The organism is Nocardiopsis akebiae, from assembly GCF_018316795.1.
GTDB lineage: Bacteria > Actinomycetota > Actinomycetes > Streptosporangiales > Streptosporangiaceae > Nocardiopsis > Nocardiopsis dassonvillei.
In genome coordinates this window covers 6020806-6032690 of record NZ_CP074132.1, presented here as the reverse complement: position 1 = coordinate 6032690, position 11885 = coordinate 6020806, and the positions used below count along the sequence as shown (strand labels likewise).

The following is an 11885-nucleotide window of genomic DNA, read 5'->3' as shown; positions in this document are numbered from 1 at the left end:
CCGACGTGACCCAGAAGGCCAACATCCTTCTCGTCGACGACCGCGACGAGAACCTGATCGCGCTGGAGGCCGCACTCACCTCACTCGACCAGAACCTGGTCAGGGCCAACTCCGGTGAGGAGGCGCTCAAGCACCTTCTGGGCACCGACTTCGCGGTCATCCTGCTCGACGTGGTCATGCCGGGGATGGACGGCTTCGAGACCGCCGCGCACATCAAGCAGCGCGAGAAGACCAAGGACGTGCCGATCATCTTCCTGACCGCCCAGGAGGTCGACCGGCACCAGGTCTTCCGCGGCTACGCCTCGCGTGCGGTGGACTTCCTGCTCAAGCCGTTCGACCCCTGGGTGCTGCGCTCCAAGGTCGAGGTGTTCGTGGAGCTGCACCAGCTCAAGGCGCAGATGCGCGAACAGGCCCGCGCCCTCCAGCGCGACCTGGGCCAGGAGACGGGCGAGCCCGGCAAGGTCCTGGCCGAGCAGCTTGCGCAGCGCTCCCGCCAGGTCCAGGCCGACCTCGCCCAGTTGCGCGAGCACATCGTGACCAACTACCAGGACGTGGACCAGAGCCTCGTGGAGGGCGTGCGCCGGGTGGACAGCGCTGTCTCGCGCCTGTCCACCCTCGTGGACACCCTCCACGGCCCCGCATGACAAGGGCCCCCATCCTGGGGGGATCCCCCTGTGGGGGTCGGTTCGGGCGCCCGTGGGGTCCTGGAGGTGGCGGAGGCGGGTTTCCGCGGGAGGGCCGCGCGTAGCGTCCGTTGAGGGCGGTCGCGGGCGACGGGTGGGAGAAGCGGAGCGGAGCCCCGGAGAAACACGGCTCAGGCGGAGGGCCGGGGCGGCAGCGCCAGGCCGATGTGCTCTCCGATCTCCTCGATCAGGCCCAGGTCGGCCAGGCGGAAGCTGCCCCGGTTGCTGCGGCGGATCAGGGTGAGCGCGCCGCGCACGCCCCGGCTGCCGCGCAGGGGGACCGACAGCAGCGAGCCCGCGCCCAGCATCGACAGCAGCGGCGCCCCGGACGGGGCGTGGCCAAGCACGGCCTCGTCCTCGATCAGCGGGAACAGCAGGGACTGGCCCCGCTCCAGCACCTCGCCCGGGATGTCGGAGCCGCCGGGCGCCGCCGAGGCCACCGCCTCCCTCTGCGCGGGGAGCGCGTCGGCCGGACCCGCGACCACGGCTCGGCGGGGCGCCACGGAGGAGGTCGGCAGGTCGCACACGTCCACGACCACCCAGTCGGCGTAGGAGTCGGCCAGCAGGTCGGCGGCGTCCGCGAGCGCGAGCGGTTTCCCCGCGCCCCCCGGCCCGGCCGAGCGCAACAGCAGCCTCGTCATCCGGGTCAGCACGTCCAGCCTGCGCGCGGCCAGCACCACCACCTGGTCCTCCACCTCCGTCTCCAGCGGGGCGGGGCCCTCCTCCTCGGCGCCGCTCATCGGCGGCGACATCGCCACCAGCACCAGCGGGTTGGGTTCGGTGTGCAGCTCCAGCCGCGTCAGGGTCAGGTGCACGTCCTCGGCCCAGCCGCGCTGGGCCAGCCGGGACTCCAGCGCGGCGTGGCCGTCGCCTCGCAGCACCGCGGCCAGCCAGGACTGCATGGCCGCGCGCTTGCGCAGGTCGACGAAGTGGGCGAAGGGCTTGCCGGTGAGGTAGCCCGGCGCGCTGCCCAGCCGCGAGGCACCGGAGTTGTTGATGCGCCGGATGTAGCCCTCGTGGTCCAGCAGCACCGTGGGGACGCTCAGCTCCTGGAACATCGCGCGCAGCAGCGCCCGGTCGCCGTCGTCGCCCTGGCGGCGCGGCTCGGGCTGGGCGTGGGCCCGGGCCAGTTCGGCCCCCGCGTCGCCCAGCAGGCGTTCGGCGTACTCCAGTTCGGCCAGGGCCGCCTCGGCGGTGCCCTGGGCGTCGTCGGGATACATGGTGTGCGTGTTGCGCAGGGCCGCGATGCGTTCACCCAGTGCGGTGATCTCACGCTGCAACCCGGCGAGGTTCTCCGACACGCTCAGGTCTCCCGTCGTGGATGGCGTCTTCCCGAAGAGGGCGGATGTCCGCTCCCGCGGTCTTCCAAGGTTACGGTTAGTCCGAGCCCGGAAACGGCAAGGAGGCCCGACTGTGTGGATCGAACGCCTGGCCCGGGACATCGGCGCGCTGGGACAGGCGGACGGCACGACCCTGGAACGGGCCCTGGACCAGATGAGCAGGGCCGCGGCCCTGGGCGTCCCCGGCTGCTCGGCCGCCCTCGTCGTGGTCTGGCGCGAGGTCGAGGGGGCCGACGGCTCCGTGCGGCACGTCGTCACCGACTACGGAGCCTCCCACGCGGACCTGTCCGCGGCCTTCGAGCACCAGTACACCACCGACCAGGGGCCCACCGTCGAGGCCGTCCGCGAGATGGGGCGGGTGCGGGTGGGCGACATCCTGCGCGAACCCCACCGCTGGCCCCGCTACACCAGCATGGCGGTCCAGTGCGGGGACCGCTCCTCCATCACCCTGCCCAGCCTGCTGCCCGGCGAGGGCGACGACCGGGTGATCACCTTCGGCGTCCACTCCGGCCGGGCCGACGCCTTCGACGAGGAGGTCGTCGCCCCGCTGACCGCCCTGCTCGCCGAGCACGCCGCCGTGTCGCTGTACAGCGCCGGACGCCAGGCCGACGTGGCCAGGGAGACCGCCCACATGCGCCGGGCCATGTCCGCGCGTACGGTGATCGACCAGGCCAAGGGCATCATCATGCACGCCCGCGGCTGCGACGCCGACACCGCCTTCGCCGCGCTGCGCGAGGTCGCCCAGCGCAACCGCAAACGGGTGGTGGACGTGGCCCGCGACCTCGTGGCCGAGAACACCGGCCCCCAGCCCCGGATGCGTCCCGACCGAAGGTGAACGGGCGGGCAACACCGGGCGATGAGTCCCGAGCGTGATCGAAAAGCGCCATGATGAGGGCTCGGGGCCGTCCCGGAACAAGAAGGAGAAGTGACCGTGACGTCAGACATCTCGATCCGTCGCGAGGATGACGTCGTCGTCGTCACCCCCGCGGGGGAGATGGACGCGGTGACCTCTCCCGCGCTGGCCGACGTCCTCGACGGCCTCCTGGCCGCCGAGCCGCCACGGGGGGTGGTGGTCGACCTCGCCAAGGTGTCCTTCTGCGACTCGCGCTGCATCGGCGTGCTCGTCTCCGCCTACCGGCAGGCCCGCGACCTGGGCGTGGGCCTGATGGTCGCCGAGCCCCAGCCGCAGGTCAACCGCCTGTTCGTGATAGCCGGGATCGACCAGGTCATCCCGATCGCGGCCAGCACCGGCGCCGCGGCGGAGTCCCTCAGGGGCTGAGCGGGGCCCGCGTCCCGGACTCCCGGACGGTCCCGGGCTCTCCGACCCCGTCCACGAAGTGCAGCCGTACCAGGGAGCCCTCGCCGCTGCCGCTGATCTCCAGGAAGTCGCAGGTCTGCCGGGTTATCCACAGCCCGTACCCGCGCGGGCGCATGCTGTCGGCCGGGCTGTAGCCGGTGAGCGGGTCGAAGAGCCCGCCGCGCTCGTCGAACACGTCGCACACCCACCGGCCCGGGGCGCGCCAGACCTGCACGGTGCCCTTGCCCGCGCCGTGCTCCAGAACATTGGCGGCCAGCTCGTTGACCGCCACCACCAGGCTGTCGATCCGCTCGGGCGGGAACCCCATGGACTCGCCGAGCGCGGCCAGGTCGGCGCGCAGCCGCGGCAGGGACATCCCGATCTCCAGCCGGTGCACGGGCCCGCTGACCGGCAGCGGCTCCGGGGCGACCGGCCGGGTGCCGAAGGCGGCCGTGCCCAGGTACGCCGGGTTGGGACGGGGACCTTCGGACTCCACCAGCACCGGGTGGGTGGCCACGACCGCGGACCGCGTCCGCGGGGTCAGGTCGCGGTCGTCGTGGACGCACAGCAGGCTCAGCCGCTGCGGGGCAAGCGCCGTGGACAGCACCGACTCCAGCCGGTGCCACTCGCGCAGCTCCATCCCCGAGACCGGCAGCGGCGGCTCGGCCACCACGACCACCGGCACGGGGGCGTGGACCATCGCCAGGCGGTGCAGGGCGGCCAGGGTGCGTCCCGGGGCGTCGTAGAACCGGTTCCGCTCCAGGACGTGCACGCGCTCGCGCTCGGAGTCCGACAGCGCCCCGACGAGCGCCGCGGCGCGCTCGCCGGAGACCGCGAGCACCGTGTGGGCGTTTTCGCGTACGGCTGAGCGCAACCGCTGCCGGGCCACCTCGTGGAACCGCTGCCCGCGGCGGAAGAGCAGTCCCTGGTGTTCGAAGGTCATCGGTACGTGGCGTCCGCGCCCGGGGCCGGCCGTCCGGCCGCCGGGCGCCACTGTCTGTGTACCCGCTGCGGCCCCTCGGGGGGAACCCCCGGGGGCCGGTGGGCCGGGCACGCCGTCAGGGCGGGCACGGCTCAGCGCGCGGTCCCGGACAGTAGCAGACCGTCCGTCTCGTCCTCGTCGGCGCGGTCCCGTTCCGCCTGTTGCGGGCGGGAGCGCTCGTAGGCGAGCTCCGTCTCGACGGCGATCCGCTGCCAGGTGAACCGGGAGCGGGCCCGGTCCACGGCGGCGATGCCGTACGCGGTGCTCATGGTCGGGGTGTTGAGGACCGCGCGCACGGAGCGCACGATCTCGTCGGGGCGGCCGAAGCGCATCAGCACGCCGCTGGTGCGGTGCAGGACCGCCCCCGGGGTGGCGCCGGTGGCGGTGGCCACCACGGGCAGGCCGCACGCCATGGCCTCCAGCACGGCCCCGCCGTAGGGCTCGTAGGAGGCGGCGGACACGTACACGTCAGCGGAGCGCAGCAGGCGGGGCAGCTCCTTGCGCTCCACTGGCCCGGCCAGGTGGACGCGGTCGTCCACCCCGGCCTCCTTGGCCAGGAGCTCGATCCGGCGGGCGTTCTCGTCGAGGGCCACGTCCAGGTCCTCGGCGGTGGAGACGAGCAGCAGCTCGGCCTCCGGGAGGCGGGTCATGGCCTCCACGAGCCGGTCGGCGCCGCCGGCCTCGGTCAGGGAGGTGACCGAGACCAGGCGGGCGCGCTCCTCGCGCCGGGAGTGCCAGTGCTCGGCGGAGGCGCTGCCCTCAACGCTGAAGTGGTCGGGGTCCACACCGAAGGGCACGACGTTGACGTGGTGCCGGGGGACGCCCAGGCGGGCCAGCTCGACCTGCTGGTCGGTGGAGTTGACCAGCACGCGGTCGGCGCGCGAGGCGAGGATGGTCTCCATGCGGGCGCGCTCGGGGTGGTGGCCGAGGCCGGAGCGCTGCTCGCTGGCGTTGAGGGAGTGGAAGGTCTGCACCAGGGGCGTACCGCTCTGGTCGCTCTCGCTGTGCGCCTGCGCGTGCAGGGCGGCCAGGCCGCTGGTCCAGCCGATCGCGTGCAGGACGTCGGGGCGGTCCTCGTCCAGGACGGAGGCCAGGGCGCTGCCGAAGGCGCCGGTGTGCTCGGCGTGCTCCTCGGGCGACAGCGGCCGGGCCGGACCGGCGTCCAGGTAGGCGACGGACACGCCGCGCGCCATGCGGGTGCGGCCGTCGGGCTGGTCGGGGTCGCTGCGGCGGGCGTAGACCGTCACCCGGTGGCCCCGCTTGGCGAGCTGGCGGGACAGGGCGCACACGTGCAGGCTCGCGGGGCAGGCGGGCTCGCCCCTGTGCGCGGGGAGGGGGTTGGCGTGTTCGGCGACCATGGCGATCTTCACTGGGCTGAACTCCTTGGACACGGTCTCATCCGGATGTCCGTCGTAGGTGCGCCCGAGGCGACTCCGGAGCGGGGATCGGAGTCCTCACGGGCGGGGCTGGGGCCGTGGCGCCGGTTCCCTGGCCGTTGGGCCGGGTCCGGCGGGAAGGTGGCTGCGGGGGAGGCGGGGCGCGGTCAGGGGAGGGCGGCACACGGTGCCGGACGGCGCGCCGGTGGAGGCCTCCCGGCAGCACGAGGAGCCGTAGGCGCGTGGCGCGTACGGCTGCCGTTGAACGGAGGGGGGAGAGGAGGAAAGAAGGGAAGACGCACGGAGATCACACCAAACGACCGGTCGAGGAAGACTGGGGCCACCGTGCGTGCAGGATGATGCCGCACGGGGCTGGTCGTGTGTGTCTGCGTCTTAGACACCCAACGGGGTTCATTCTGCCAGACGGTTCGCGTCTCGACAACGTGACGCGAATCCGACACCAAGAGACGCGGGGGTTCGGTGCTGTCCGTAACCCCGGAGTTCTCCCGGTTGGTCTGCGGTTTCGCGGTACCCGTGGGTGGCCCCTGTCGGGTCGGCCGCACCGCCGCTACTGTCGGACCGGAACACCGGGACCGCCCGGCGCGCACCGCGGACCGTCCGGCACGACGCTTCCGACGGCGGGAATCGGGGCGGGAACTGCGTATCCGGGTGTTTTCCGCCATGATGTACGCGGATTTTGACCCACTCCGGCGGTGGCTCGGTACGGTGACAGAATCCAGACGTTGAACGGGACTCGACCAAGGCCCGGCGCGGGGCGCCGGGCAACCGGCCACGGCCGATGAAACGGGAGGAAGGGCGTATGGGTGTCGCTGGTGGGGAAGTCATTGTCACGGCCCTCACGCACCGGGGCGCTATCCGCCCCGCCAACGAGGACGCCGTCGTCATGGGTGCCCTGACCGTCGCCAGTGCGAACATGACCTCGCCGGTGCGCTGCGTCCTCCCGGTCGGGGAGCCCGTCATCCTGGCGGTCGCCGACGGGATCGGCGGTCAGGCCGCGGGGGAGATCGCCTCCGAGCACGCCGTGCACCGCATGGCCGAGATGGGGCCGCGGCTCAACGGTCCCGAGGAGATCGCCCAGCTGCTGAGCAACATCGACGAGGAGATCAAGGACCACGCCACCCAGCACACCGAGTTCTCCGGCATGGGGACCACGGTCGCGGGCGTCCTGCTCAACAACGACGGCAACTTCTGGTTCAACGTCGGCGACTCCCGCACCTACCGCCTGGAGGGGCGCCGCCTGCGCCAGCTCTCGGAGGACGACTCGCCCGCGCTGCCCCCGTCCGAGGACGGCCGTCCGGTCACCACGAACTTCATCACCCAGTCCCTGGGCGGCAGTTCGGGCGGCACGATGGTCCCCCACGTGGGCCGGGACGACGCGGCCGACCCCAGCGCCTGGCTCATGTGCAGCGACGGCCTGTCCGACCTGGTCCTGCCCGAGGAGATGGAGCGGATGATCGCTGAGGCGGGCAGCGACGAGGCCGCCGTGTACGCCCTGTGGCAGGCCGCCATGGAGGCGGGCGGCAAGGACAACATCAGCATCCTGCTGGCACGCCGCGTCTGACCCGTCCCGACCGGGCCGATCCCGCCGACCCCCGACCCCCTCCAATCGCCAGCCTCCCCCGACCCGCGGCCCCGGCCCCCGCGCGAGCGGACGCCGCCGACGCCTCCCGTGTCCGCCCCCCGTCGCCGGTCGGACGGACCGGGCGCCGGACACGACGAGGGGCCCGTACGCGCCTCCCCCGCCGGGGAGGGCGTGCGGGCCCCTCGCTCCCTTCGCTGCGGTCCTACTCCCGTCCGGCGTCCCCGCCCGGGCGCTTGCGCATGCGCACGGCCACGAGCACGACCGCGGCGATGCCCGCGACCGCGACGACGGCCACGACCGCCAGCGCCACCGGCGACACGCCGCCCGACTCCTCCTCGGCCGCGGCCCCGTCCGCGTTCACCTCGTCGGCGGGCTCCTGCTCCGGCTCAGCGGCGGGCTCCTGCGCGGTCTCGCTCTCCTCGGGCTCCGGCGCCGCCGCGGCGACGGCCTCCTCGGTCACCGAGAACGTCAGGGTGTCCTGGATCGGGTGGCCGTCGGAGGAGACCACGCGGAACCCGATGGTGTACTCACCGGCCTGGTCCAGCGGGGCCAGCCCCACCGACACGTCCGTGCCGTCGAAGGTCAGGTCCCCCTCCTCGTAGGTGGTCTCCTCGTCCGGCCCCGTGACGACGACGGCGCTGCCGCTCCCGCCCTCCATCGGCGAGTTGTTGAAGCTCAGCACGATCTCCTCGGGCACGGTGTCCAGGGTGGCCCCGTCCTCGGGGTCGGACCCGGTCAAGACGTCGTGCGCCAGCGCGGGCGAAGGGGCCAGGGCCAGCGCGGCCGCGGCGAGGGGGGCCAGTACGGCGGCGGCCGCGCGAGCGAGCGTGCGCGAGGTGGCCGCGGTGTCGGGGGTGCGGGTGGTGGTCATGTCTTCCCTCAGTTCTCGGTACGTTCCGGCGTGCGCGCGGGGGCGCCGTGCAAGGGCGCCCCGGGAGGGGGAGGGGCGCGCGGGCCGTGCGCCGAGAGCGCGACGGGAGGGGGAGCGCTACCGGAGGCGGCGCACGTGACCGGTACGCGGGCGCCGAACGCGATGCCGGGCACGCGCAGCGGCGGCAGCGCCCGGGCGAGCAGGGCGGTCAGGAACCACAGGGCCGCCTCGCCGTGGGCGAGCAGGGCCGACGCCAGCAGGGCCGCCCACAGGTGCGCGAACAGCATGCCGGGCGCGAGGCCGAGGGCGTGGGTGATCAGGCCGTGCCCGGCGTGGTCGGCACCGGTGTCGAGGATGCCGGGGACGGGTTCGCCCGAACCCTGGAACACCAGGTGCAGGAGGATCTGCACGCAGGCCATGACGGCGAAGATGTCGCCGAACCCGCGCATCGTGCGGGTGAAGTACCACAGCAGGGGGAACAGGATCGCGGTCGCCGCGGCCAGGCCCCCCGGGGAGGCGGGCGCCGCGGCCCACAGGTTGTGCCCGCCCCAGGCAAGCCCCGTGCACGCAGCGGCCAGGAGGGCCGTGCGCAGGAGGCGGAGTGTGCCGTGAGCGGGTCGCACGAGAAAGAACCTAGGCCGTGCCCCGGAGGGTCGCAAGATCCCCTGGGGACGGCGGACGCGCGGCCCGGGCGGACCGGCGCGGGGCGCGGTCGTCCGGGCCGCGGACGAGGCGGGTTCGGACCGGGGGCGGTTCGAGGGGGCTGGACCGCCGGGCGGGCCGAGGCCCTCCGGCGGTCCCCGTCGCCCTCGTCAGTGACGACCGGCCGGGACGAGTTCGCGGCGCATGTAGCGGCGCTCCTCGGGGGTGGTCCCACCCCAGACTCCGTGAGCCTCTCCCGCCCGCAGGGCCCACCGCAGGCACTCTTGGCGAACAGTACAGCTGCGGCAGACGGCGATGGCCTGCTCGGTGTCGGCGCGCCCGATCCCGGTGCTGCTCACCGGAAAGAAGATCTCCGGGTCCTGCGAGCGGCAGTTGCCCTGCAGGACCCAGTCCTCGCTCTCGTGGTACAGGCGGTTCACGGGCGCCTCCGATCCGTGGCTGGTGGTCCCTGTCCCCGTGCCGTGTCACCACGGCCGGGCCAGGGGGCTTCTCCGCCCCGCCGCCCACGGGTGATCGACCCGGGAACTGCGGCGCGGCGATGCGACCAATTGTAGTACGACTCAACGTAGTACTACACGGAGTCTGCTCGAAAAGACCGGAAATCTCAAGGGCGTCCCCGGGGGGAGGGCGGGGGCGGGGCCCCGCCCTCCCCTGCCCCCACGCGACCGAGCCAAAGGTCGCGTCATCCCGGGTGTCGGCGTTTCGGGTGCGCCGCCAGCCCCTTTCGGCGTAGCGTGTGGTGCGTCTGCGGAGCCCCCGAGTGACGTTATGTCGCGAGCTTTCCACCGGATTCATGTGACTTAACGCACGCTTAATATTGCTCCGCGAGGATCTATGTTTGACCCTGACGGCTGTCGGCCCCCCGGGCACCGACGGCCGCCCTCCCCGGCGGCGCCCCCGGCCCGCTCCCCGCGGCCGCGGTGCCGAACCCCCTGTTGGGCGGGGCGTGGGACCGTGTCCCGCCCGCTCCCGTACGACACCCGAAAGTCCAGGTCAGAGCTTTGGGGCGCTGCTAAATAAACGGGCCATACCCGTGAGCGCTCTGCCCAAACATTCGCGAGCGGCCTCCGCGAAATGTCATTGACATTCATTCGCTAAGTTCGATCGACGTGCCACATCTACGAACGAACCTCCAAGCACGCGTCCGGACTGACACCGGGGCCACGGCCCCAGGCGCCGCGGGCCGTGGAGGCGTGCGCCTGTCGCACCCGTCCCCGGAGGACGGACCGCACATGTGGCGGCTGGCGCGGGAGAACGGCATGGACGCCAACTCCCCGTACGCCTACGCGCTCTGGTGCCGGGACTTCGCCACGACCAGCGTCGTCGCCCGCGACGACGAGGGCCGTGTCGCGGCCTACGTCACCGGCTACGTGCGGCCCGACGACCCCGACACGTACTTCCTCTGGCAGGTCGCCGTCGACTCCGCGTACCGCGGACAGGGACTGGCCCGCCGGATGCTCGACTTCGTCGGTGACCGGATCACCGACCGCGGCCTGCGCTACCTCGAAGCGACCGTCACCGCCGACAACACCGCCTCCCGCGCCCTGTTCGCCTCGTTCGCCAGGGACCGAGACGCCGAGGCCGTGTGGAGTCCGCTCTTCACCGGGGAACACTTCCCCCAGGAGGACACCCCCCACGACCCCGAGGACCTCGTACGCATCGGACCTCTCGGAGCCGGGCCCGGAGCATGACCGACCGTCCGCACCGGACCCGTTCGACCCACCCCGTCGCCCAAGCCATGAGCCCACGAACCTGGGATAAAGGAACCGAGGAACACACGATGGAGACCTTCCAGCGCCTGGAGTCCGAAGTCCGCGGATACTGCCGGAACTGGCCGGTCGTGTTCGACCGGGCCGTCGGTAGCCACGTCTACTCCGAGGACGGCAAGCCCTACCTCGACTTCTTCGCGGGGGCGGGGTCGCTCAACTACGGGCACAACAACCCCGAGCTGAAGACCTCGCTCATCGAGTACCTGACCGACGACAAGATCGTGCACAGCCTCGACGCCTACAGCGTGGCCAAACGCGAGTTCCTGGAAACCTTCGAGGAGATCATCCTCAAACCCCGGGGTCTCGACTACAAGGTCCAGTTCCCCGGGCCCGCGGGCAACAACGCGGTCGAGGCCGCGCTCAAGCTGGCCCGCAAGTACACCGGCCGCGAGACCATCGTCAACTTCACCAACGGCTTCCACGGCATGACCCTGGGCGCCCTGGCCGTCACCGGAAACTCGATGAAGCGCGGCGGCGCGGGCGTGCCGCTGGGCCACGTCGCCACGATGCCGTTCGACAACTACCTGGACGGCAAGACCCCGGACTTCCTGTGGCTGCGCAGCCTGCTGGACGACAGCGGCAGCGGCCTGGACAAGCCCGCCGCCGTCATCGTCGAGACGGTCCAGGGCGAGGGCGGCATCAACGCCGCCAGCGCCCAGTGGCTGCGCGAGCTCTCGGATTTGTGCCGCGAGTACGAGATCCTCATGATCGTCGACGACATCCAGATGGGCTGCGGCCGCACCGGCGACTTCTTCAGCTTCGAGGAGGCCGGGATCACCCCGGACATCGTCACGCTGTCCAAGTCCATCAGCGGCTACGGCCTGCCCATGGCCCTCACCCTGTTCAAGCGCGAGCTGGACGTGTGGGAGCCGGGCGAGCACAACGGCACCTTCCGCGGGTTCAACCCGGCCATGGTGACCGCCGTCGGGGCCCTGCGCCGCTACTGGAGCGACTCGGCCTTCTCCGACTCCGTCAAGGCCAAGGGCGACATGGTCGCCGCCCGCCTGGCCGAGATGGCCGCCGAGCACGCCGAGTTCGGCGCGCACGTGCGCGGCCGCGGCCTGGCCCGGGGCCTTGCCTTCGAGCAGACCGACATCGCCAAGAAGGTCGCCGCCGAGGCCTTCGACCGGGGTCTGCTCCTGGAGACCTCCGGGCCCGAGGACGAGGTGGCCAAACTCCTGCCGCCGCTCACGGCGAGCGAGGAGGAACTCACGGCCGGCCTTGACATCATGGCTGACGCGGCCCGCGCCGCGGTCAAGGCGGCCCAGCCCGCCTAGGGACTCCCACAGGGGGTTTCCACA

General features: G+C 72.6%; 12 protein-coding genes. 6 read left to right on the top strand and 6 right to left on the bottom strand.

Annotated elements, in window-relative coordinates:
* Window positions 1-5 precede the first annotated feature (5 nt).
* On the top strand, window positions 6-644 hold the full coding sequence (locus tag KGD83_RS25720; protein ID WP_212641546.1) for a response regulator: 639 nt from the start codon (window positions 6-8) through the stop codon (window positions 642-644).
* A 170-nt stretch (window positions 645-814) separates the two neighbouring features.
* Here KGD83_RS25720 and KGD83_RS25715 read toward each other — a convergent pair whose 3' ends face one another.
* The gene (locus KGD83_RS25715; protein ID WP_212641545.1) at window positions 815-1984 is read right to left on the bottom strand and encodes a GAF domain-containing protein; all 1170 of its coding nucleotides are present in this window, start codon (window positions 1982-1984) and stop codon (window positions 815-817) included.
* A gap of 112 nt (window positions 1985-2096) precedes the next feature.
* On the opposite strand from KGD83_RS25715, the gene KGD83_RS25710 reads away from it, so the two are divergent.
* The gene (locus KGD83_RS25710) at window positions 2097-2858 is read left to right on the top strand and encodes a GAF and ANTAR domain-containing protein (protein ID WP_013156192.1); all 762 of its coding nucleotides are present in this window, start codon (window positions 2097-2099) and stop codon (window positions 2856-2858) included.
* 96 nt (window positions 2859-2954) lie between these two features.
* On the top strand, window positions 2955-3302 hold the full coding sequence (locus KGD83_RS25705; RefSeq protein ID WP_212641544.1) for an STAS domain-containing protein: 348 nt from the start codon (window positions 2955-2957) through the stop codon (window positions 3300-3302).
* On the opposite strand, the gene KGD83_RS25700 is transcribed toward KGD83_RS25705, so the two are convergent.
* Complete coding sequence (locus KGD83_RS25700) at window positions 3292-4263, bottom strand: anti-sigma factor RsbA family regulatory protein (protein WP_212641543.1); 972 nt, start codon at window positions 4261-4263, stop codon at window positions 3292-3294. The two genes, KGD83_RS25705 and KGD83_RS25700, sit on opposite strands and share 11 nt — an antisense overlap.
* 131 nt (window positions 4264-4394) lie before the next feature.
* A complete protein-coding gene (locus KGD83_RS25695) occupies window positions 4395-5672 on the bottom strand; it encodes a glycosyltransferase (protein ID WP_212641542.1) in 1278 nt (425 codons plus the stop codon).
* An 826-nt stretch (window positions 5673-6498) separates the two neighbouring features.
* Between KGD83_RS25695 and KGD83_RS25690 the strand changes: the two genes are divergently transcribed.
* Entirely contained in the window at window positions 6499-7260 is a 762-nt protein-coding gene (locus KGD83_RS25690) for a PP2C family protein-serine/threonine phosphatase (RefSeq protein WP_017567879.1), read from the top strand.
* Window positions 7261-7483: 223 nt separating this feature from the next.
* Here KGD83_RS25690 and KGD83_RS25685 read toward each other — a convergent pair whose 3' ends face one another.
* The 3 genes from KGD83_RS25685 to KGD83_RS25675 all read right to left on the bottom strand — a co-directional run bounded on the left by KGD83_RS25685 (window position 7484) and on the right by KGD83_RS25675 (window position 9234).
* Window positions 7484-8152 carry a copper resistance CopC family protein gene (locus tag KGD83_RS25685; protein ID WP_212641541.1) on the bottom strand — a complete coding sequence of 223 codons (669 nt, stop codon included), beginning with the start codon at window positions 8150-8152 and terminating at the stop codon, window positions 7484-7486.
* An 8-nt stretch (window positions 8153-8160) separates the two neighbouring features.
* On the bottom strand, window positions 8161-8775 hold the full coding sequence (locus tag KGD83_RS25680; RefSeq protein ID WP_212641540.1) for a copper resistance protein: 615 nt from the start codon (window positions 8773-8775) through the stop codon (window positions 8161-8163).
* A gap of 189 nt (window positions 8776-8964) precedes the next feature.
* Window positions 8965-9234, bottom strand: a complete 270-nt coding sequence (locus KGD83_RS25675; RefSeq protein ID WP_013156198.1) for a WhiB family transcriptional regulator — start codon at window positions 9232-9234, stop codon at window positions 8965-8967.
* Between the two features lie 774 nt (window positions 9235-10008).
* On the opposite strand from KGD83_RS25675, the gene ectA reads away from it, so the two are divergent.
* Window positions 10009-10506, top strand: a complete 498-nt coding sequence (gene ectA, locus KGD83_RS25670; protein ID WP_130396392.1) for a diaminobutyrate acetyltransferase — start codon at window positions 10009-10011, stop codon at window positions 10504-10506.
* Window positions 10507-10595: 89 nt separating this feature from the next.
* Entirely contained in the window at window positions 10596-11861 is a 1266-nt protein-coding gene (ectB, locus tag KGD83_RS25665) for a diaminobutyrate--2-oxoglutarate transaminase (protein WP_212641539.1), read from the top strand.
* Window positions 11862-11885 lie beyond the last annotated feature (24 nt).

What these genes read in the sequence shown, in the direction of transcription:
- ectB (WP_212641539.1), top strand. Translation starts at nt 10,596, where the DNA reads ATGGAGACCTTCCAGCGCCTGGAGTCCGAAGTCCGCGGATACTGCCGG.
- KGD83_RS25700 (WP_212641543.1), bottom strand. Translation starts at nt 4,263, where the DNA reads ATGACCTTCGAACACCAGGGACTGCTCTTCCGCCGCGGGCAGCGGTTC.
- KGD83_RS25690 (WP_017567879.1), top strand. Translation starts at nt 6,499, where the DNA reads ATGGGTGTCGCTGGTGGGGAAGTCATTGTCACGGCCCTCACGCACCGG.
- KGD83_RS25685 (WP_212641541.1), bottom strand. Translation starts at nt 8,152, where the DNA reads ATGACCACCACCCGCACCCCCGACACCGCGGCCACCTCGCGCACGCTC.